Origin of the sequence: Listeria immobilis (assembly GCF_014322845.1) — a bacterium.
In the GTDB taxonomy this organism is placed as follows: Bacteria; Bacillota; Bacilli; order Lactobacillales; family Listeriaceae; genus Listeria; species Listeria immobilis.
Genome location: NZ_JAASUA010000002.1, coordinates 73,134 through 95,786, shown reverse-complemented (window position 1 = coordinate 95,786; position 22,653 = coordinate 73,134). Strand labels below are relative to the sequence as shown.

General features: G+C 35.6%; 20 protein-coding genes. 8 read left to right on the top strand and 12 right to left on the bottom strand.

From position 1 onward, the window contains the following. Positions 1-4: 4 nt before the first annotated feature. Positions 5-1,156, top strand: a complete 1,152-nt coding sequence (locus HCJ45_RS03425; protein WP_187124025.1) for a DUF58 domain-containing protein — start codon at positions 5-7, stop codon at positions 1,154-1,156. Continuing rightward, complete coding sequence (locus HCJ45_RS03420; protein ID WP_187124024.1) at positions 1,153-3,324, top strand: DUF4129 domain-containing transglutaminase family protein; 2,172 nt, start codon at positions 1,153-1,155, stop codon at positions 3,322-3,324. Before HCJ45_RS03425 ends, HCJ45_RS03420 begins: the two co-directional genes overlap by 4 nt. Positions 3,325-3,360: 36 nt before the next feature. Here the strand turns inward: HCJ45_RS03420 and HCJ45_RS03415 are convergent, their stop codons facing one another. The 3 genes from HCJ45_RS03415 to HCJ45_RS03405 all read right to left on the bottom strand — a co-directional run bounded on the left by HCJ45_RS03415 (position 3,361) and on the right by HCJ45_RS03405 (position 5,710). Continuing rightward, the gene (locus HCJ45_RS03415; protein WP_187124023.1) at positions 3,361-4,077 is read right to left on the bottom strand and encodes a DUF2238 domain-containing protein; all 717 of its coding nucleotides are present in this window, start codon (positions 4,075-4,077) and stop codon (positions 3,361-3,363) included. Positions 4,078-4,312: 235 nt separating this feature from the next. Continuing rightward, the gene (locus tag HCJ45_RS03410) at positions 4,313-5,248 is read right to left on the bottom strand and encodes an LCP family protein (RefSeq protein ID WP_187124022.1); all 936 of its coding nucleotides are present in this window, start codon (positions 5,246-5,248) and stop codon (positions 4,313-4,315) included. A gap of 132 nt (positions 5,249-5,380) precedes the next feature. Further along, positions 5,381-5,710 (bottom strand): hypothetical protein, encoded by a 330-nt coding sequence (locus HCJ45_RS03405; RefSeq protein WP_187124021.1) that lies wholly within the window; start codon positions 5,708-5,710, stop codon positions 5,381-5,383. A gap of 170 nt (positions 5,711-5,880) precedes the next feature. On the opposite strand from HCJ45_RS03405, the gene pbp4 reads away from it, so the two are divergent. From pbp4 to HCJ45_RS03385, 4 genes are all read left to right on the top strand, one after another. After that, positions 5,881-7,917, top strand: coding sequence for a penicillin-binding protein PBP4(5) (pbp4, locus tag HCJ45_RS03400; RefSeq protein ID WP_187124020.1), 2,037 nt, complete (start codon positions 5,881-5,883; stop codon positions 7,915-7,917). A gap of 209 nt (positions 7,918-8,126) precedes the next feature. After that, positions 8,127-9,407: a module of peptide synthetase gene (locus HCJ45_RS03395; protein WP_187124019.1), complete on the top strand. Its 1,281-nt coding sequence runs from the start codon at positions 8,127-8,129 to the stop codon at positions 9,405-9,407. 17 nt (positions 9,408-9,424) lie between these two features. Further along, a complete protein-coding gene (locus HCJ45_RS03390; protein ID WP_187124018.1) occupies positions 9,425-10,195 on the top strand; it encodes an endonuclease/exonuclease/phosphatase family protein in 771 nt (256 codons plus the stop codon). Positions 10,196-10,468: 273 nt separating this feature from the next. Next, positions 10,469-12,313, top strand: a complete 1,845-nt coding sequence (locus HCJ45_RS03385; RefSeq protein WP_187124017.1) for an InlB B-repeat-containing protein — start codon at positions 10,469-10,471, stop codon at positions 12,311-12,313. 150 nt (positions 12,314-12,463) lie between these two features. Here HCJ45_RS03385 and HCJ45_RS03380 read toward each other — a convergent pair whose 3' ends face one another. From HCJ45_RS03380 to HCJ45_RS03370, 3 genes are all read right to left on the bottom strand, one after another. Next, complete coding sequence (locus HCJ45_RS03380; protein ID WP_187124016.1) at positions 12,464-13,846, bottom strand: polysaccharide deacetylase family protein; 1,383 nt, start codon at positions 13,844-13,846, stop codon at positions 12,464-12,466. Positions 13,847-14,119: 273 nt separating this feature from the next. Next, positions 14,120-14,929: a ZIP family metal transporter gene (locus HCJ45_RS03375; RefSeq protein ID WP_187124015.1), complete on the bottom strand. Its 810-nt coding sequence runs from the start codon at positions 14,927-14,929 to the stop codon at positions 14,120-14,122. A 26-nt stretch (positions 14,930-14,955) separates the two neighbouring features. Beyond that, complete coding sequence (locus tag HCJ45_RS03370) at positions 14,956-15,135, bottom strand: hypothetical protein (protein WP_187124014.1); 180 nt, start codon at positions 15,133-15,135, stop codon at positions 14,956-14,958. 427 nt (positions 15,136-15,562) lie between these two features. Between HCJ45_RS03370 and HCJ45_RS03365 the strand changes: the two genes are divergently transcribed. Together HCJ45_RS03365 and ppsA are read left to right on the top strand one after the other, a co-directional pair. After that, positions 15,563-16,480, top strand: a complete 918-nt coding sequence (locus HCJ45_RS03365; RefSeq protein ID WP_343068869.1) for a hypothetical protein — start codon at positions 15,563-15,565, stop codon at positions 16,478-16,480. A 200-nt stretch (positions 16,481-16,680) separates the two neighbouring features. Then, positions 16,681-19,281, top strand: a complete 2,601-nt coding sequence (gene ppsA / locus HCJ45_RS03360) for a phosphoenolpyruvate synthase (RefSeq protein WP_187124012.1) — start codon at positions 16,681-16,683, stop codon at positions 19,279-19,281. A 65-nt stretch (positions 19,282-19,346) separates the two neighbouring features. On the opposite strand, the gene HCJ45_RS03355 is transcribed toward ppsA, so the two are convergent. From HCJ45_RS03355 to HCJ45_RS03330, 6 genes are all read right to left on the bottom strand, one after another. Then, positions 19,347-19,769, bottom strand: coding sequence for a NusG domain II-containing protein (locus HCJ45_RS03355; protein ID WP_187124011.1), 423 nt, complete (start codon positions 19,767-19,769; stop codon positions 19,347-19,349). A 12-nt stretch (positions 19,770-19,781) separates the two neighbouring features. After that, complete coding sequence (locus HCJ45_RS03350) at positions 19,782-20,174, bottom strand: DUF1149 family protein (protein WP_185345924.1); 393 nt, start codon at positions 20,172-20,174, stop codon at positions 19,782-19,784. 64 nt (positions 20,175-20,238) lie between these two features. Next, the gene (locus tag HCJ45_RS03345; RefSeq protein WP_187124010.1) at positions 20,239-20,619 is read right to left on the bottom strand and encodes a VOC family protein; all 381 of its coding nucleotides are present in this window, start codon (positions 20,617-20,619) and stop codon (positions 20,239-20,241) included. Positions 20,620-20,633: 14 nt separating this feature from the next. After that, positions 20,634-21,641 carry an inorganic phosphate transporter gene (locus tag HCJ45_RS03340; RefSeq protein WP_187124009.1) on the bottom strand — a complete coding sequence of 336 codons (1,008 nt, stop codon included), beginning with the start codon at positions 21,639-21,641 and terminating at the stop codon, positions 20,634-20,636. Between the two features lie 104 nt (positions 21,642-21,745). Continuing rightward, positions 21,746-22,159: a hypothetical protein gene (locus HCJ45_RS03335; protein WP_187124008.1), complete on the bottom strand. Its 414-nt coding sequence runs from the start codon at positions 22,157-22,159 to the stop codon at positions 21,746-21,748. Continuing rightward, entirely contained in the window at positions 22,150-22,566 is a 417-nt protein-coding gene (locus HCJ45_RS03330) for a DUF4064 domain-containing protein (protein ID WP_187124007.1), read from the bottom strand. Before HCJ45_RS03330 ends, HCJ45_RS03335 begins: the two co-directional genes overlap by 10 nt. Positions 22,567-22,653 lie beyond the last annotated feature (87 nt).

Sequence of the window (22,653 nt, the reverse complement as noted above, 5' to 3'; positions counted from 1 at the left end):
ACGGATGTTAAAAAAACGTCTCTTATTGGCATCTAGATGGATTATTTTATTACTAATTTATGCTGGACTTTGGTCGTATACTTTGTTTCAAGGTGATACTGCAAGTTGGTTTCTAACATACTTCTTTAGTTTTATTATCATTGTATTATTGCTATCGTCAGTTTACCCACTGAAAGCTTGGAGCGTGCATCGTCACTTTGCAAAAAACACCTATCATGATGGTGATTTAATAGATATGCAAGTGACATTCACGCGAAAATCTCATTATCCAGTGGGTTATTTGTTATTTCAGCAAAAAATACCACTTAGTTTTGGGCAAACAAATGCGCGTCAACAATTAGTATATCCACTTTTCAAGAAAAAATTCACTGTGACATTTCAGAGCTTTGTAGGGCTTCGAGGTATTCATACTTTTGCGCCAATTGATTTAGAAACAAGTGATGCTTTCGGGTTGTTGGAACGTTCTTTTCACACATCTTCCGAAAAATCATTCACTGTCTATCCTAGTTACTTTCCTGACATCCTAGAAAAAATCCAAGAAGCTTCTCCTGAAAATGAACGAAATGCTGCTTACTGGACGCTTAAAAAGAATTCTAATTTGCACAGTTTGCGCGAATTCACTTCTGGTGACCGAATTTCTTTAATTGATTGGAAGTCTTCTGCTAGAACAGATCAATTGATGACACGTGAATTTGAAAATAGCGCCACATCTCGTTTGTCCGTTATTTTTTATGGCGCTAATCATCCGTATTTTGAATTATCTTTACGTGCCGCTTATTCATTCATTCGGAAAATTTCTGAAGATCAAGGGGAAATTCGCGTTAGTATTTTAGGAGACAAAATAACCAAATTCGCCCCTGCTCTCGATGCAAATACATTACAAGAAATTTCGACCGCATTTGCTGAACTTAAACCAGAAGATAGTTTAATATTACAAGATTCACTTGATAATAACTTACATGATGGCGAGAAAATCCTGCTATTCACTCCAACGGTGGATACAATGTTAATGCAAAAAGTTACTCGCTTAACTGATAATAAACAACTGCAAATTATTACATTTCAGTATGAACAAACGAAAACAGTTGATGCAGCTGGTGCTATATTTCTTGAGCCTACTAGCTTGATGAGCCGATGGGAGCGTGAAAACGGATGAAGAAAAAGCTCTCGATTTTTTTACTATTTATTTTGTCTGTTTTACTTATTTCTGAGTGGATTTATCCCTTTGCTAATTTAACTGAATTAAATACCGCAACCTGGATAATTCTATTTATCACCATCTCACTAGCTAGTTTTTTCATTCGGTTAAAATATTACTGGACTATTCCGCTACATATTGGAATGATCTATATTGTATCCGGAATATATTATGCAAAAGCAGGAATTTTTTCAGCTGAATGGTTTTCTTCGTTTTTCCAAACCACATTTGGCGGTTTTACTAATATGGTTCAATTCCGCTCATCTGACATTTCAATGGACTTTATTCTCATTGTCTTTCTAATTGCGTTGTGGCTACTTAGTTATATTACGACATATAGCATTTTACGGAAACAACGAATTATGAGTGTACTTATTTTAACAGTTAGTTATCTTGCTGTTATAAATACTTTTACAAATTATAATAGTAGTTGGGCCATTGTTCGAACAGTTTTAGAAGGTTTCTTGTTACTACATCTTGCTTTAACGAGCCGAATTACTGCCATAAACCGGGTAAACTCTGATTCGATTAAACGTAATGGCTTTATATATCATGCTTTTGTGCTATTTCTACTCGCTGTTTTTGTTTTTAGTTCGTTAATGCTACCAAAAAAAGCACCGGTTTGGCCGGACCCTGTTCCTGTCATCCGCAATGCTCTTGGAATTAATACGACGCGTACGGTTGGTTATAGCGAAGATGATACCGAGCTTGGCGGTGCTCTAAAAAAAGACAATGCAACTGTCTTTAAAGCACGCACTGACAATGGTCATTATTGGCGTATAGAATCAAAACGAATTTATACTGGTACGGGTTGGACGAATGAAAAGTCAACCGAACTACAAACATTTTCTTCTGGTGATGACTTTCCCATTCAACTTTCTGAAGAAACAACTGGCGACACTAAAACAGCCGAAATCAGTTTTGAAGCTTCTAGTGAATATGTGCCTTACCCTTACGGAGTGCAGACTATTAATAGCGCTGTTGACACATTTAACGCCAATTTAACAACCGAAAAAATTACACCTGCAGATACTATTAAAAATTACACTATTCAATTACAAACACCCGTTTATGATATTGAAAAGATGCAAAATGCCGATTTTAGTACTTTACCAGATGCATTTATTTCCAAATATACCCAAACGCCTAGTGAATTACCAAAGCGCATTACAACTCTTGCTAACAAAGTGACAAAAGATGCCAATTCCATTTACGATCAAACAAAAGCGATTGAAAATTATTTAAGTAAATCAGGTGACTTTACTTATAGTACTGATGACGCTCAAGAAACACCGAATGGCGCCGATTATGTAGATCAATTTTTATTTGAAACTAAAATTGGCTATTGTGACAATTTTTCTACTTCGATGGTTATGATGCTTCGAACACTTGGAATTCCAGCGCGTTGGGCAAAAGGATACACTCCTGGCGAAGGAGAAAAGGAAACTAATGGCGACAAATCCATCTATACAATAACGAATAATAACGCTCACTCTTGGCCAGAAGTGTTTTTCCCAGGTACTGGTTGGGTTCCATTTGAGCCAACTGCCACTTTTTCGAACCCAGAGAATTTCCAAGAACCAACAACAGAAACGGCAAATAAACCAGATAATCCAAGTGAAAGCGCGAGTGAAGCAGCAAAACCTGAGCAGCCAGAACAAACTCCTGAACAAGAAGCTGGCAGTAGTTCAACTGGCGAAACAGAGCAGAAAGAACAAACGAAAAAAGATAACACTAACAGTACTTTTGAGATTCCATCATGGATTTGGTGGATACCAGCTGGATTAGTACTTGCAATTATCACTGCGGCAATAATTTTCAGACGCCGTATTCGCGGGTATTTATTACTTCGGTCATTAAAGAAAAATCCAAATTTCTATACTATTTACAATAAATTGCTGAAACTCCTTACTTCCTATGGCTTTTCTCGTCAAACTAGCGAAACTTTGCGCGAGTTTGCTAATCGTGTAGACAATAGGCTAGAAATAAATGATTTTTCCAAAATAACGAAAATTTACGAGCATCAGATATACAGTCAAACTAGCGAAACAATAAGCTTAACTTCAGACGATATTCATGCTATCAATCACATTGTTACTATTATAACCAAATACAAAAACAGCTAACGATTTTTCGTTAGCTGTTTTCCATTTTTTCACTTCTTATTTATCCACTTTTTTAAATTCAAAGTTTAGCATCCATTTTTTGTTTTTACGAATGGAGAAATACCCTACAACTGAAATAACAAATGCGCCGAGGAAATCGACGAATAAATCACCCATCGTATCCGCAACAGCCGCATGCCCTTGAAGCATCGTGCCGTCTTCTAACATTGTTTTTTGCATGTTCATTCCAAAGCTATCCGCTGCAAATTCATAAAATTCCCAGAAAACACCTAAAAATACAGCAAAACTACAAGCAAATAATGCTACAAAAACTGGACTCATCGAGAGAGTAACCCGTTCATCATTATTCAGTAAACTTACAATCGAGAAACCAAGGCCCCCAAGCATTGCTCCACTAAACGTATGTAAGATTGTATCCCAGTTAGGAATTAAATAATAAAAACTTTGTACTTCCCCCAAATAAATTGCGCAATACAAGAAAACAATAAACACAATATACATGGCATTTGGTATTACGAATTTCATTTTCTTACTTATTAGCGATGGTAAAAAGAGCACAACCACTCCAAGTATACATTGCATAAGCATTAGCGTATAATCGCCCTTTGTTTTTTCTCCCTCAGGAACAGTTCCAGATGGTGCTGAAATCAAGTTAATAACTGCATAAACCATTGAAATAAGGAGCGTTATTAATACAAAAATTGCAAGAATCTGTGCCCAGTTCCATTTCCTTTTTTTTGTTACACTTTCCACGAAGTATCTTCCCCCTTTTCAAATATGTATTCATTATAAGCCATCCCAAGCAAAAAAAGAAATTTAAAACTAGCCTATCATTTCTTCATCATTATTTTGTGCCGATTTTCCATCTAAATTGGATAGTCTTTGTTACCGCACCTTCGTATATTAAGCAGCGAGTCGTGTGTAGATTAGCTGTATTTTATAACTAGAAAAGCACGAAAATCCGAAGAATGGACTTCCGTGCTCTAATTTATTTCAAAAAATCTTGTAATGCTTGGGCGTTTGCAGCGACATCATCTAAACGAAGAACAGAACCTGCTCCCTCAATTCGTTCATTATGCCATTTTCCTTCAACAGGGATAGCAAATTTTTCCATATTTTCTGTTTTACCAAGTAAGAAATCCGAACCAACAGACATTAACGTCCCAGTTGGTAGATTTGTAGATGAATAGCCTTGAAGCTTACCAATTACATCTGGAATTTTTGTTACATCACCTACATCAAGAGCTTGTTCTTTTAATGCTTCTAACACTTGTTGTTGACGACGAATCCGTCCAAAATCTCCTTCTGCATCTTTACGGAAACGAGCATATTGTAGTAATGTTTTTCCATCCATCACTTGCTCGCCTTTTTTAATACTTACATCAATATTTTTCGACATATCTTTTTCTGCATTGATTTTAATTCCTTCCGGTGCAAGTGTATCAACAATTTTTGGGAAACCTTCGAAATTTGCTACGACATAATACTCAACATCGACACCAAAATTTTCTTTAATTGTTTGTCGGACAAGTTCTGGACCACCATAAGAGTATGCCGCATTGATTTTGTTTTTTCCATGGCCTGGAATATCCACATAAGTATCACGCATAATAGATACTAGTTTAGGTGTTTTCGTTTTTTTATTGTAATGAGCAATCATCAAACTATCTGAACGACCTTGATCTTCTCCGCGAGAATCACTACCTATAAGCAATACATTAATCGCATCACCATCTGATTTGACTCCGTTGAATGTATAGTCCTTTAGATTGCTATCACTTTGCGCTTCTTTTAAACTAGATTGATATTGAAAATAACCAATAACTGCAAATACACCAACTAAAATTAATAATGCCAATAAAATAGTAACAAAAACTCTGCCTTTACGAGTACGGCGCTTTTTTTTCTGCGCATGTCTTGCCATTTTACACACCTCATTTATTGTAACTTACCTATATATTACAATAAAATGACAAAAAAAGAGAGCGAAAATAACATAAGATTTTTTAAAGATTAATTAAAACCCTCTAAAACAAGCTGTTTAGAGGGCAGAAAATCATATCGTGTTATCGCTACTTGTACTATTACTATTACTATCACTATCGCTTGTGCCTGAATCACTGCTATCATATGAACTGCCAGGATTTTGACCGGGTTCACCAGATGGCGGAGTTCCACTTGGGGCTCCGTCTCCACTAGGAGCTTGTTGCATGTTACCACTACTATTTCCCGGGCTATTTTGACTAACTGAATACAGCTGATAACTCAAAACACTAATAATAATGACAGAGAGAATACTAACAATAATCGTACTCCACTTCCATTTATTATGGATACCTTTTCCGCGAAAAACGATTTTCTTTTCTTGTTGTTCCATCTCTTCCACCTAGCATCATCCTTTCGTTATTACTACTTTAACAAGTAAATAAGAACAAACTATGACATCAATTAGAAAAAAATATGTCCAGCAATTCTAAAGTTTTTCTTAATTTTTTTCGTATTCTTCCTATCATTTGATATAATTAGTTGAACAATTATGAATATAAGGGGTGTATTATGACTAATTTAAATGGAAAAAAAAGGAACAGCAAGAAGGCCCTAATTATAGGAATTATCGCCGTCGTTATTGTCCTGATAGGTCTTGCCATTTATTTTTTCATACAAAATCAACATAAGGATGAAAAAGAAGCTTTGGCTGCTGCAGAAACATTTACTTCAAACATCGCTAAAGAAAAATACGATAGTCTTGGAAATAATGTCACCACTGCATCTCTCAAAAAAGTAGAAGTTACCGCCAAAGAAATGGAAGAAAAATACCAAACCGTATATGGTGGCATTGGCGCCGAAAATATTAAAGTCAAAAAACTACAATCGGTTTATGATGATAAAACCAAAAAATTCAACCTAACTTACAATCTGGAAATGCGTACTAGCTTAGGAAAACTAGCTACACAAAAATATCAAACAACCATTTCTAAACAAGGGGACGACTGGAAAATCGACTGGAAACCAGCTCTTATTTTCCCAGGAATGGTGAAAACTGACAAAGTTCGGCTAACGGAAGATAATGCAACACGTGGTCAAATTGTCGATCGTAATGGTGTACCGCTTGCAACAAAAGGTCAATTTTCCGAAGCTGGTATCGTCCCTACCAAACTAGGTGAAGGCGATGAAAAAACGAAAAACATCCAAGACATTAGTAAAAAACTAGACATTTCAACGGAATATATTAATAAACAATTAGCACAAAAATGGGTTCAAGCAGACAGTTTTGTTCCACTTGTTACACTAGATGAAGATAAACTTCCTGAAGCAACAGGTCTAACATATGCACAAAAAGAACTCCGAACTTATCCATTAAATGAAGCTACCTCGCATTTAATTGGCTATGTTGGCGAAGTAAGTGCAGAAGATATTGAAAAAAATCCTAAACTCGGTGTTGGCGATGTTATTGGTAAAAACGGATTAGAACGTTATTATGATAAACAACTTCGCGGCAAAGATGGTGGAGCAATCAAAATTATCAATGACCAAACAAAACAAGAAGACACACTACAAAAAATCGATCGTAAAGATGGTGAAGAAATAAAGCTAACTATTGATGCTGCCGTTCAAAAGAAGGCTTTCGATAGTCTTGGCTCAGAAACAGGCGCTGTCACAATGATCAACCCAACAAATGGCGAACTCTTAGCTTTAGTAAGTACACCTTCTTATGATGCAAATCAAATGGTGCTTGGTATTACTGCAGAAGATTATGCAAAATACAATGATGATAAACGACTACCATTTCTAGCTAGATATGCAAATCGGTATGCTCCTGGCTCCACTTTTAAAACAATTACAGCAACTATCGGACTTGATACAGGTATTACAAAACCAGATAAAGTCCGTGAAATCTCTGGACTAAAATGGCAAAAAGATGCTTCTTGGGGTAAATATTTTGTCACTCGTGTTCATGACGTTCCAAAAGTGAATATGACGGATGCCCTTGTTCACTCAGATAATATTTATTTCGCACAAGAAGGATTAGAAATCGGCAAAGACAAACTAACAGCCGGACTTGAAAAATTTGATTTTGCTAAAGAGTATGACCTACCTTTCACTATGGAGCCAGCACAAATCTCCAACGATGGGCTAAATTCAGATATTTTACTGGCAGATACTTCCTATGGCCAAGGTGAATTACTTATGTCACCGATCCAGCAAGCTATCGCCTACTCGGCTATTGCCAACAACGGGAAAATGCCTTATCCAAAATTAGACATGAAAGAACAAGCTGGAAAAACGACACAAGCAACCGAAGCAACTTCCGCTAATCAAGTAAAAGCGGCATTAATCAAAACTGTTTCAGACCCAGCCGGAACAGCACACAATCTCCAAATCCAAGGACACAATATCGCAGCTAAAACAGGTACCGCTGAACTAAAAGAAAAACAAGGTGAAGATGGACTTGAAAATGGATTTGTTTATGCCTTTGATGCTGATAATCCAAATTATTTAATGGTCGGAATGATTGAAAACGTCAAAGGTCGCGGTGGCAGCGGACTAGTTATTGATCAATTAAAACCAGTAGTCGAAAGTATGTATAAATAAAAAAGATTGGGACTCTCCTATTTGCGAGTCCCAATCTTTTTTATATCCCACCATTCAAAATTCAGCGTTTCTAATAACTTTGTGTATAAATCATTTACTCTTTTCTAAACAAAGTCAGCTGTACTATCTTAAATCACCAATTGGTTTCGCTCCGTCTTATTCAGGGAAACTATTAACAACTATTCCAACCGAAGAAAGGAGGAAATCCATTGGTGAAAATCATGAAATACCCGGCTGAACCTTCTGATATTAAACACTATATTTCTGGTGAGAAAATGAAAAACGATCATCACTTACATACGGTTCTTACATTTGAAAGTCATTTAAATCTTACCACTTTAAAAAAAGCTGTCCTAATGTCTACGAAAAAACTCCCCCTACTTCTCTGTCATTTTAAAGAAACAAAAAAAGGAGCGTATTGGCAAGAAAGTGTTTTTTCTGCTGATGACCTCGTTTTTCTTATTGAGACTACTAATCCAGAAATAGAAGTAAATCGTGCACTCGTTAAAAAATTATCTACCGAAAATGGGCCGCAAATCCGCTTCACTATTGTGCGAACTAAGACAGCTGATCAACTTGTAATTATTATGAATCACATGCTTGCTGATGGCGCCGGTTTTATAGAATATTTGTACTTATTGAGTGCGCTTTATTCTGCCTTGTTAGTTAATCCATCTTATCAAGCCAGTTTAAGTTTAGGCTCTCGGAAATTAAAACAAGTTTTTGATCAGTTTTCACGGAAAGAGAAACGAAAAATTTTAACCGATACATCTGACAAAAAACCGATTAACAACCCAACGTTCCCACTTCAAGGCGACCCTGAAAATCCAAAAATCATTTGGACAAAACTTTCAAAAACTGATTTTTCGGCAGTTATTACCTATGCTAAACAGCACGATGCAACTGTTAATGATGTTCTTTTTGCTGCAATGACCCGAACCATCCAACAAACAACTGGACGGCACGCTATGTCGATTGATTGCCCGACTGATTTGCGTAAATATCTACCAAATAAAACGAGTCAGGGCATTACCAACCTAACCGCCAACATCACATGCCAAATTGACGCGAGTGATGATTTAGCTTCTTTTGAAAAAGCACTTCAAGTAGTGAAAAAATCACTTAACTCTCAAAAAAACAGCCTTACCCCCTTACGAATTTATTATTTATTAGAATTTATTTTTAAACAAAAAAGCTATTCCTTTGCAAAAAAAGCTTCTGGAAAATTATATTCTATTCCAATAACCAGCTTCACCAACATCGGAATCATTGATGAGGAAAAACTCCACTTTAAAAATAGCTATTTAACGGATTGCTTCATTTGTGGCTCGTTAAAATATGTACCATTTTTTCAAGTTGCAGCAACTACTTTTCGTGGGGAACTTACTCTTAGTACAAATTTACACGGAACAACAAATGATCACGAATGGCAAAAAGATTTTTTGGATAAAATAATCCACGAATTGCTTGCAATAAAATCAGTATCATAAAAAAAGGAGGATAAATAATGTTTCATGTAACTAGTTTTAATATTCGTTTTGATGATACTTCTGACCAAAAAAAGAGTTGGAAAATACGTAAGCCGCTACTTAACTCATTACTAAAAAAATATCACTGGGACATTATAGGGGTTGAAGAACCAGTTTTGCAGCAAATGCTTGATATTCAGAAAATGCTTAACTGGGATTATTTTGGTGTTGGTCGTGATGATGGACTTGAAAAAGGTGAATTTACTGCTGTTTTTTATAATTCTAATCGTTTCACTTTATTAGAGAGCGGTCATTTTTGGCTTTCAGAAACGCCTGATGTTCCTTCCGTTTATGCCACCGCTATGTTTCCACGAATTTGTGTTTGGGGAAAATTAGCAGATAGCGACGGAAAACAATTTTTTGTCTTTAACACTCATTTAGACCACGTATCGGAAGAAGCTCGATTATTTGCCATTCAATTTATATTACAACGAGCTGAGCTAATTTCGGAAGGAGCGCCACTAATATTACTTGGTGATTTAAACAGCCAGCCCACCACTTTAACTTACCAGCACATTATTGAAAAATATCAGGATGCAAAATTAATAGCTAAAACTCCGGCTATCGGTCCAAATGGCAGCTTCCATGACTTTAATCCTCGTCGCCCGGAAAATCAGTTGCAGCGAATCGACTATATCTTTGTTTCCAATGCTTTTCAGGTTATCACTTATGAAACAATTACAGATGAAATGAACGGATTTTCCGCTTCTGATCATTTTCCAGTAACTGCCCTTGTGGATTGGAAATAGCTTCATTGCCATACCGGAAATTTCTCCATTATTTAACTCATTAATTTAGTCATCTTAAGAACATTTTAAAACAAAAACAAATTATAAACGCCTGTATACAGCTATTTCGTCTTAAATAAGCGACTGATATCTATTTTGTTTAGAAATTCACCTAATCGACAAACACTATAAAAAAACAGTTCTTTAAAAGTAGTTTCTAAATATAGGGCCTGTGATATATTAATAATTAGTTGCTATCATCCAAATTAAATCAGAAAGGTAGCGTTAATAAAAATGAAAAAAACAAAACATATTCTCCTAAGTCTAATAATTGTTACAGGTACTATTTTAAGTCTATGTATTGGAAAAGAAGCCCAAGCAGAGAGTATTTCACAGCCAACGCCTATTGATCAAATTTTTCCAGATACTAATTTAGCAAAACTTATGCAAAAGACGCTTGGAAAATCATCGACAACAGATAATGTTTCCCAAGACGAGCTAGATACAATCATTAATATGCTAGGTAATTCTAGCGGCATACAAAATCTGGAAGGCATGCAGTATTTAAATAATATCCAAACACTTGATTTAAGTTATTGCCAAATAAGCAATATAACACCATTAGCAAATTTGACTTCCCTAACTTCACTTAAACTAACTGGTAATTTATTAAGTGACATCACCCCTTTAACTAACCTAAATAACTTAACTACCTTAAATTTATCCGTCAATCAGATTAATGATATTAGTCCTTTAGCTAACTTAACAAAACTTTCTGCACTAGGTTTATATATGAATGAAGTAAGTAACATCAGTGCTTTAGCTAATTTAACTGATTTAAAAGTAATTAATCTAGGGGTTAATCAAGTCAATGATATTAGTGCACTAGCTAACTTATCAGACCTAACCACTTTAACTTTGTATTTAAACAAAATTAGTGATATTAGCTCGTTATCCGGACTAAATAATTTAAAAATATTAAACTTGGGCGATAATATGATCGGTGATATAAATTCCTTAGCTGGAATGGCTATGTTAGAAGATCTAATGCTAAGTAACAATCAAATAGAAGATATTAGCTCATTATCTGGACTTTCTAGCCTGACAGATTTACATCTTTCCGGCAATCAAATAAAAGATATAAGTCCTTTAGCTGGGCTAACTAATTTAATTGTACTAGATTTACAATCACAAACTATTACTAATCCCCCTGTAAACTACCAAACTAACCTAGTCCTTCCGAATAATATTATAGATGAGACAGGAGCAAAAATAGTTCCTAATTATATTAGTAATAATGGAACTTACGCTGATTCAAATATCACTTGGGATTTACCCACTTTTACTAACGAAGTAAATTATTCATTTGATCAAGATGTCTCCATCGCTAATGTAAACACTTATTTTTCAGGGACGGTATCACAACCTTTAGAAGAAGCTTTCACGGTTATCTATGATGTGGATGGTGTAAAAACAAGTGAAGCAAACGCTGTAAATCAATTATTAACCGAACCGACACCGCCAACAAAAGAAGGCTATACTTTTATTGGTTGGTATGATGCACAGACTGGCGGAAATAAATGGGATTTTGCCAACGATACAATGCCCGCTAACGATATTACATTATATGCACAGTTTAATATTAATGACTATCAAGCTACTTTTAATGTAGATGGTTCTTCCACTACGCAAACCATCACTTATCAAAATCATCTCCAAGAACCAGCACCGCCAACAAAAGAAGGCTATATTTTTACTGGTTGGTATGATGCACAGACTGGTGGAAATAAATGGGATTTCGCCAACGACACAATGCCCGCTAACGATATTACATTATATGCCCAGTTTAATAAAAATAGCGATGATACTACTAATAATGGTGATGGTACTAATAATAGTGATGATAGTAGCAGCTTAACTCCTCCTATATCAGAGAATAGCAGTACACCGCCAACAAATGGAAGTAGCTCCGAAAAATCATCAGTTATCAACTCTTCCAACTCAAGCCCTGATAACTATGTAGCATTGCCAACAACAGGCGATAAAGAAAGCTCTCTACCTATAATTTTTGGTCTAATTTTATTCAGCATCGCTCTATTCACCTTACGTAAAATAAATAATATAAAAGAAGACAAATAAAAATAGCCATTTAACTAATAGTAAAAAGTAACTATCCTAAGCCTGTTCAACGTTGCGCTTAAGCTAGTTACTTTTTTATTTATATAGCAAACAAAAACGCAGTCAAAATGACTTAACACATTGTCTACGTTCAAATTAAACAAAATAGAATTATTTTACTATCCTCGCTTCACTTTCATCGAAGTATTGCTTTCCAACTTGTAATTTTTCACTAAACAACTCATTAATAGTGACAAATTGATAACCTTGTTTTTTTAGCAGTTTGATAGTTTTATCAACACTCGCTTCTGTAGTTGGATGAATATCATGCATTAATACAATCGCACCATCTGAAGCATTTGCCATGATTTTTGATGTAATGATTTTTGGATTTTTATTCTTCCAATCTTCTGTATCAACTGACCACTGAATTATTGGAAGACCAATTTCATCTGCTATTTCTTTGTTTATCGCACCATAAGGCGGGCGCACCGTTGTTGGGAAATATCCAGTTTGATCAAAAACGACTTTTTGTGTTTTCAAAATTTGCTCATACACTTCTTTTTTAGAGAGCTTTGTCAATTGTGGATGATTCCATGAATGACTTCCAACTTGGTGACCGTCATTTAATTCACGTTTTACTAATCCCGGGTTTTGCAACGCTCGTGAACCAAGTACAAAGAAAGTTGCTTTAACCTTATTACGTTTCAATATTTCAAGAACTTTAGGTGTTACTGAAGCACTTGGACCATCGTCAAAAGTAAGTGCAATTTTTTTGCCTTCTTTTGCTTTTGGCGTAGCTGGTACTTTCATATCATCTGGTAAATAACGTTTATTGACCAAATCCGCTATATCAGCTAATTTTAAATTAACCTTTTTAATTTTTAAATATCCAGGTACTTCAATCGGTAAAATTAATTCTGTATCCGTTAGCCCAAAATTTGTATCTGTCCATTTAGCTATACTCTTAACTTCCCCTAAAACCCCAATGTCTTTTAAAGGAATGTCCCCTGATTTAATAAGTTCTTGCTCTACAGCTGTTTTGATTTTTAATTTTGTTTCATCACTCTTTTGTAGAACATTTTCAAGTGTTAGTAAGTTGCCTGTTTCAGCATCCGTTACTAAATTTTTGCATATATCTTTTTCATTTTGGAGCGATAGTTTTGTTTGGCCTTCTTTAACATACTCATATTGCTCCACTTTATAAGATACTGCGTTTTTAGCCAATTTCCGCTTTTGAAAAGTATAAAAAATAATTTCTGCCTTTTCAAGTTGCGCTTTGTCGATGGCATTATTCACTTCATTTTGAATAGTTTTGTTATCTTCTTTTGTAGCAGTTTTAGGAATATAAGAAATTATTTCGACTCCCTCTTTCACCTTTTCCAAACGGTGAAATTCACTACCATTTTTTTCTTCCATTAGCTTATCCATTTGTGCTATTACTTTATTACGAGACTTTGTAAATTGATATTTTTGAAATTCTTTCATTCCAACTACAAGTATGATAATAAGAAAAATAGCTACTACAGATACTCTAAACCATCTGATTCGCACAGTAGGCACCTCATCTAAGAATCGCCTTCCCCAGCTTTTCTTATATGCCAATTATACAGCAAAAAATAATGGTTGCTAGTAATAGTTTAAAAATAGGCTAAAAGCACCAAAAAAGACACGGATAAAGTGGGAGCTTTTTTCCGTGTCGAATGTATAGTCACAGGAATATACCTGAAAACTAGCTTATTGTGAAATGTTTCACTATTGATTTTACATTAAATACGCTTAATCCGCAAATATAAATTTAGTCATAAAAAAACACTTAGATAAATTCTATCCAAGTGCTACGTCTAAGACCATCATCACAGCAAATCCTGCCATTGTCGCCGCAGTTGCTAAATCGGCTGAACCTTCTACTTGAGATTCAGGTATTAATTCCTCTACGATAACAAAAATCATCGCACCAGCTGCAAATGCAAGTGCAAATGGTAAAATTGGTGTTACAAAAACTACTAACACTGCACCAATAACAGCAAAAATCGGCTCGACTACCGCTGACAATTGTCCATACCAAAAACTTTTCCCGCGAGATAATCCTTCTCCGCGCAGTGGAATCGAAACAGCCGCACCTTCAGGGAAGTTTTGAATACCAATACCAAGCGCTAACACAATTGCTGTAATTAATGTTTCCGTATCCCCTGTTATCACTGCCCCAAAAGCTACACCAACTGCTGCACCTTCTGGAATGTTATGAATAGTAATGGATAAAACTAATAAAATACTTTTTCTAAGAGATGTTTTCGGTCCCTCTTTTGATTGTTCTGGAAAGCCAAAATGTAAATGTGGAATAATCCTATCAATAACACGCAAGAAAATACCACCTAATAGAAAGCCAATCAGCGCTGGTACAAAAGAAAATTTACCCCAATCAGCACTCATTTCTATTGCAGGTGCAAGAAGTGACCAAAAACTAGCAGCCAGCATAACACCAGCAGCAAATCCAAGCATCACATTGCCCCATTTTTTATTAAGATTTTTGAAGAAAAATACTAATGATGCTCCAGCCGCAGTACATGCCCACGTAAAGATACCAGCAAGTAGCGCCAGCAGTACTGGGTTTAATGATGATAAGTAATTTAACAATTCACTTTCTCCCTTTTCCCATGGTTTTATTTACCAGACCAACCGTTTTTGAATCCTTGTACAAATGTCCGAGATTTGTTGACACCAGCTTTTACAGCCCAAATGGAACCATAAACAGATACTTTTGCAACTGTCCCTGCAACTTCACCAGTTTTCCGAGCAGCTTTTTCCGCTATAGCGCTCCATTCTTCTATTGGTTTTGTCATATTTCCACACCTCCAAAACACTTATCTTTTCTTTATGATAAAGCAATCGTGAAGAATATTCAAGAGAGTACTATTTTAGAACTTTTTATAGTATACTTCTTTTGGAAACTTTAAAAGAGAGGAAGATTACTATCGAAAAAACCTTTAAATATATTGCTAAATCCGCCTTTCGCTCTATTCCCATCACCTTTCTTTTTGCCTTTATCGGTCCTGTTCTATCCTTTTTTTCTATAAAAAGCAGCTTTTTTTCTAGTGAACTATGGTTAAAATCTGTAACTATTTTTATTATTTTCGCACTTTTCTGTGGCATTTTATTTAGTTCATTAGCTGAACGTATAAAAAATTAAGTATTTATTTCCGGTTTTTCTTGTGTATTTATGAACAATCATACTATAATGAATACGATAGACAAAAAAGGGAGAGGGAGATTAATATGACGGGATTAGGAACATTGCTGTTTTTAGCAGGGATAGGTGTACTAATATTTGGGATTATACGTTCTAAAAGAGGAATTTGGCCGCGTAAAAAAACACAAATTGTTATACTTAGTTCTATTTTAGCAATTATTATTGGGGTAGGAATTATTCCAAGCGCAGAAGATGAAGCCGCGACCGAGAAACCAAAACAAGAGGAAAAAAAGAAATCAGAAAAAACAAAAAAAGAATCTGTAAAAACACTTTTAAAAGCAGAAAAAACATTTACAACAGATGATAATGGTACAATCGTTATTGAAGGAAAAACGAACCCTGGAGCAGAAGTTAAACTTGTTTTAGATGACAGCCCAGAATCTAGCACCACAGCAGATGATAAAGGGGCATTTAGTATTTCACTTAGCGAATTTGACCACCCAAGTGAAGCCCTACTTTCAATTACTATTGATGGCAAAACAAAAGAACAGACTCTTTCTTTGGAAGTAAGTGAAGGTTATGAAACGAAGCTTGCTGCTAAAGCAGAGGAAGAACGTATCGCTGCTGAAAAAGCTGAAAAAGCCGAAAATGAACGAATTGAAAAAGAGCGTATTGCAGCGGAAGAACAACAGCGTATTGCAGAAGAGAAGCGTGCAGCGGAAGCAAAAATAGCTGCTGATAAGAAAGCTGCCGAAGAAGCCGCAAAAATAGCAGCAGAGAAAAAAGCGGCAGAGGATAAACGTGTCGCTGCTGAAAGAGCTGCCCCCAAGCCAGATACTAGTAACGAACAGGGACAGATGGTTTATATTACCGAAACTGGCAAAAAATACCATTATGATCAAAATTGTCGTGGTTTAAATAATTCCAATGGTGAAACTGCCGTAACCGTATCCGACGCCCAGTCTCGTGGCCTAACATTATGCAAATTTGAACAATAATAAAACAAAAGCCAAAATTCTTTAAATAGAATTTTGGCTTTTTATCTACATTTATTATTGAAAAATAGCGCTATTTATGGTAAATTTAGTTAGATGTATACGAATTATTATTTTTGTCTAAAGTAATCCCTATTTTAATTATACATTATGGAGTCTATTTTAGTCAAGAATTATTTTTCAGAAAAAATGGAGGAGATTAAATGAAACCATATGTCTTAGGATTCCAAGAAATTAATAAAACAAATGAAGCACTTGTAGGCGGAAAAGGAAAGAATTTAGGAGAATGCTCAAAAATCACCGGAATTTCTGTCCCACCAGGATTTTGCCTAACTACAGAAGCATATAAAAAGACATTAATAGAAAATAACGAATTTCAAGATTTACTAAAACAACTAGCTCCTCTAAATGCAAATGATAAAAAGAAAATCTCCAAAATTAGTATTTCTATTCAGAATCTCATAGAAACACTTCCCATTCCAAAGATTATTTCAACAGAAGTAAGCCAATTTCTTTTGAATTATAGCGCAAATGATGCTTTTGCCGTTCGTTCTAGTGCGACTGCGGAAGACCTTTCCTACGCCTCTTTTGCCGGACAACATGATACGTACTTAAATATTATCGGAGAGCACGAAATACTCCGATATATAAGCAAATGTTGGGCATCTTTGTTTACGGAACGAGCAATTACTTATCGAATTCAAAATAACTTCGATCATAGCAAAGTTTATCTAGCAGTTGTAATTCAAAAAATGGTTTTTCCTCAAGCATCTGGAATTTTATTTACAGCTGATCCAATCACATCCAATCGAAAAACACTCTCTATTGACGCTAGTTTCGGCCTAGGTGAAGCACTCGTTTCGGGGATAGTCTCTGCCGACTCCTATAAAGTGCAAAATAATAAAATCATCGAAAAAATTATCTCTACGAAAAAGTTAGCTATTTATGGATTAAATCAAGGCGGAACCGAAACTCGCCAACTTGAAAAAAACGAGCAAACAGCACAAGCATTAACAGACCAACAAATTTTACAATTAGCTAGTATTGGCAGAAAAATAGAGGCACATTTTGGCAAACCCCAAGATATTGAATGGTGTTTAGTGAGTGATACTTTTTATATTGTTCAAAGTCGGCCAATCACCACACTTTATCCAGTCCCAGAAATGAAAGATCAAGAAAATCATGTTTATGTTTCTGTAGCCCATCAACAAATGATGACAGATGCAATGAAGCCGCTTGGATTATCTTTTTATTTAATGACAACTCCCGCCTCAATGCATCCAGCTGGCGGTAGATTATTTGTCGACATTACTAAAAGCCTCTCTTCTCCTGCAACGAGAGATATTATGGTAAATTCGCTTGGACAATCAGACCCACTTATGAAAGATGCTCTTCACACCATTGTTTCCCGTGAGAATTTCATCAAAATGCAAGCCGAAGATAGCACCAACAGCCCTACCCCTTCACCCGTAAAATTAGCTAACCGCAACGTTCCCGATGTAGCTGTTATCTCAGAATTAATAGCGCAAAGTGAAGCATCCTTAAAAAAATTAAATCAAGCTATCCAAACAAAAAATGGCGCCGATTTATTTGATTTTATTTTAGAAGATATTCAAGAATTAAAAAATGTCCTCTTCAATCCTATTAGTATTGATGCAATTATGGCTGGAATGGATGCTTCCGCTTGGTTAAACGAACATATCAATAAATGGCTCTCCGAAAAAAATGTAGCTGACACTTTGTCCGAATCAGCGCCAAACAACATTACTTCACAAATGGGCTTAGAATTATTAGATGTTGCAGATGCCATTCGCCCCTACCCAGCCGTGATAAACTACTTGGAGAAAACTAATGATCCGAACTTTTTAGATAAACTTGATACAATAGTTGGTGGTAATGAAGCAAAAACAGCTATCGAAGCATATTTAAAAAAATATGGCATGCGCTGCCCTGGAGAAATTGACCTAACGAAAACTCGCTGGATAGAAAACCCTATGACGCTCATTCCGTTGATTCTAAGTAATATGAAAAACTTCGAGCCAGATGCGAGCAAAAAGAAATTTGAGCAAGGAGAAATAGCAGCAAAAAACAAAGCAGAAGAGATATTAGGTCGGCTAAAGCTGCTACCTGATGGTGAACAAAAAGCTGCTGAAACAAAAGAAAAAATAACTATTTTGCGTCATTTTATTGGTTACCGAGAATATCCAAAATACGGTATGATAAATCGCTATTTCATCTATAAAAAAGCATTACTGCGAGTTGCCGAACAACTTGTAGATAGTGGTGTGATAAAAGAAAAAGAAGATATTTATTTCCTTTATTTTGAAGAACTGCATGAAGTTATCCGTACAAATCAAGTTGACTATTCGCTTATAGTTACTCGTAAAACAGATTTTGCTTCTTTTGAAAAACTAACTCCGCCACGCATTATTACTTCAGATGGCGAGATTATCAGAGGTGAATATAGTCGGGACAATCTCCCAGAAAATGCTATTCTTGGTTTACCTGTTTCTTCAGGAGTTATTGAAGGTCGTGCTCGAGTTATTTTAGATATGGAGCATGCAGATTTAGAACCTGGCGATATTTTAGTTACTGCCTTTACTGATCCAAGCTGGACACCTACATTCGTCTCTATAAAAGGACTTATTACTGAAGTTGGCGGTCTAATGACACATGGCGCAGTAATTGCCCGCGAATATGGTTTGCCGGCAGTGGTTGGTGTGGAAAATGCAACCAAGATAATATCAGATGGACAGATGATACGTGTAAATGGGACAGACGGCTATATTGAGATACTTAACTAACCAAAAGCCCCGTGATTTCAAATAGAAATCACGGGGCTTTTGTTCTCTAAGCTAAAAGGATTTTCCTAATTTGGTACAATTAAATCCGTATCTGGATCGTTACTTTCTTTAGCTGTTGATTTAATTTCCACAAAAACTTTATGCGGTAAACAAACGATTGTTTCTCCAGGTTTGGATTTCCAGCCCATCATCACACCTACTTGATCGGGACTGTTATCCTCTTTAATTCGGATTCGTTCATCGTCCACTTCCATCAAATTATACTGAGCGCCTTTTCCTTTAATGGTAAATTGTTCATTTCCTTTATGGCCTGTTAATGTGATTTTCCGAATAACTTTTCCGTCTTGCGAAACAATCGCAATAACTTCATCACTAGCCGTCTTTGCTTCAGCAGCAGTAAAAAGTATTAATGGTAAAAATGAGCCCAATATTAGTATAGTGATAATAATAACATCAAATGGGCGAACCATTTTCATATATTGATGCATTTCCTCTCCTAACTAGCTCTTATGATTAGCGTTAAAATCAAGACTAATCCCTGGCTCATCAAACGCAATTTCCGTCACATCGTAGGTTAAGCGCTTGATATAATCAATTAATGGGTTAGATAATCCTTCTACATCTGGAATAGCTAAATCTGAAAACTGACCAAAATAATCTTTCACTTGGACAATACGGCTGATTCTACCATCTATCCGAAACTTTTCAAGTACTAATACAAAAGGAATAGTTATTTTAAAAATTTTCCCTTTCGCCATTAGTTCATCGTTTCCACCAATTGGTTCTACTTCATGGACTTCTAATTCAATTTTATTTTCGATTTGTCCGTTTTCTTCCAAAATTGTTTCAAAGTTATATTTTTCTACGATAATTTTATTCGTTACTATATCCACAAATTCACCTCATTATAATGTATATCTTTATACTACAGGATATTTTAATTTGTGACAATTCATTTTAGCAAGTGATTTCCACTCGATTTCCTTCTGGATCCGCAATAACGCTTTCGTAGTAGCCGTCTCCTGTAGTCCTTGCTTCTCCTAAAACTTCAAACCCTGCCGCTCTTAGTTTTTCTGTTAGCTCATCAACCGCCGCTTTTGACTCTGTTGCAATCGCTATATGAGCCCAACCTAATTTTTCGGCTGCTACTCCTTCTAATATATCTGTTCGTTTCATTATTTCAAGACGCGCCCCTGTTTCAAATGTTAAAAAATAAGATGTAAATCCTTTTGTCTTATTTTCGTATTTAGCATTCGCTGTTGCTCCAAAGTATGTAACATAGAAGTCTTTCATTTTTTCTATATCTCTAGTCCATAATGCAATATGTTCTATTTTCATGCATAAACCTCCTTTTATAAGAAAATCGCTGCGGAAACCCAGTAAACCACGGCCGCTAAAAGTCCCGCTAGTGGTAATGTAATAAACCAAGTCACCACCATATTCTTCCCTGTCCGCCAATTCACTTCTTTTTTATGGTTAGCTGTTCCAACTCCCATAATCGAACTATCAATTACTTGTGTGGTACTAACAGGTAAATGAATTAACGTTGCGGTCATAATAACTGTAAGAGAACTTAAATCTGAAGCAACTCCTGTAACGGGGGTGATTTTCATTATTTTTGTTCCAACTGTTTTGATAATACGGTAACCACCAACTGATGATCCAATCGCCATCGCAGCAGCACAGCTCAATTGTACCCAAAAAGGGATGCCTGCTGACTCTTGTAACAGCCCACTTGCAACCAAAGCTAGCGTGATAATCCCCATCGTTTTTTGAGCATCATTCGTCCCATGCCAATAAGCTTGCAAAGCCGCCGTCCCAATTTGAATAAAACGAAAACGGCGATTCATTTTCCCTAATTTTTTATCATGAAATAAATTTTTAAATAAAGAATAAATCAAATACCCAACTGTAAAACCAATAATTGGCGATACAATAAGCGCAATGATAATTGTTGTAAATCCAGCCCAATTAAGTACACTAAAACTGCTGGCAGAAGCAATTGAAGCACCTGCAATCGCACCAATAAGCGCATGTGAGGAACTACTAGGCATACCTACAACCCAAGTCATCAAATTCCAAATGACCGCTGCTATAAGCCCGCAAAGCACGACGAACTCCCCATTATTGAGAGAGAACGGATCCACAATACTTTTCGTTAATGATTCCGCTACCCCGGTAAAAGAAATCGCTCCAAGAAAATTCATAATTGCTGCTAATCCTATTGCTACACGTGGTTTTAAAGCTCTTGTCGAAATACTTGTAGCAACAGCATTCGCAATATCATGAAAACCATTAATAAAATCAAACGCTAATCCCATAAACACGATAATAATCGTAATTAAAATAACTGTATCCATTCAGCAGTTCCCCTTGTCGAAATTCCTTTTTGTACTATATACCCTTTTATCATAAAAATAAAAAGAACCTGTTCTTATCTTAGCAACAGATTCTAGGTAATATTTTAAAAGTCGTCATTCCAGTTGTCGTCATCATAATCATAGCTGTCATCATAATGGTAATCATCTTCATAATTATAGCCGTCCATCATATTGTGCATACCGCCATCGTTCGCGATAAAGAACATTAGACTAACAAAACAAATAATTGCCAACAGCGTATTAACAACTGCTACTCCAATCCCACTGATTAGTAATCCCAGGTTTTTCTTCATTACTTCGCCTTTTCTACGAACGATTAGATAGATTACCAATATAATAAACACATTGATAAAAACCATCAGTAAACACCAAAGAATTGCATTCATTCCACGTTGTTCAGCATCTTTATAAACCCAAATAGCTAAAAGCGCTTTTGCAGCTAAGCTAAGTATCATCACAAATATTATCAATATTGGAAAAAGTACTCCTACTCCCATTTTATCCCCTCATCTTCTTTATAATTTGTTTTATATTCCTTTTTGCTAACTGTTAATATTCCAGCGATTAAAAATAAAATTCCTGAAATCGTGAAAATTTGTAATCCACCTAGAACAATAAAACATGTTCCAAAAGTCTTTACTTTTGCATGGTTATTCTTAATTTTAAATGCACCGATAAAACCGAAAACTGCAGAAACTATAGCGAACAATGCAGCTACAACTGCAAAGAAAGTAAATAACCCAGCCACAAATGTATCTTCACCACTGCTATAGGAATAAGGCTCCGCGTACATCAAAAAAGTGCTAAATCCAAATATAACAGCGTATAAAGCAGCTCCGAAAAAAGTTAGAATGCTAAATGATGCACCAATAATTAGTAAAATAAATTCTGTTTGTCTATTCATTAAATCCTCCATCTGTTTAATTATTCTCTCTATAGTGTACCACGAAATCATGCTTGACCAAATGGAAAAGTATAAAAATTCACGAAA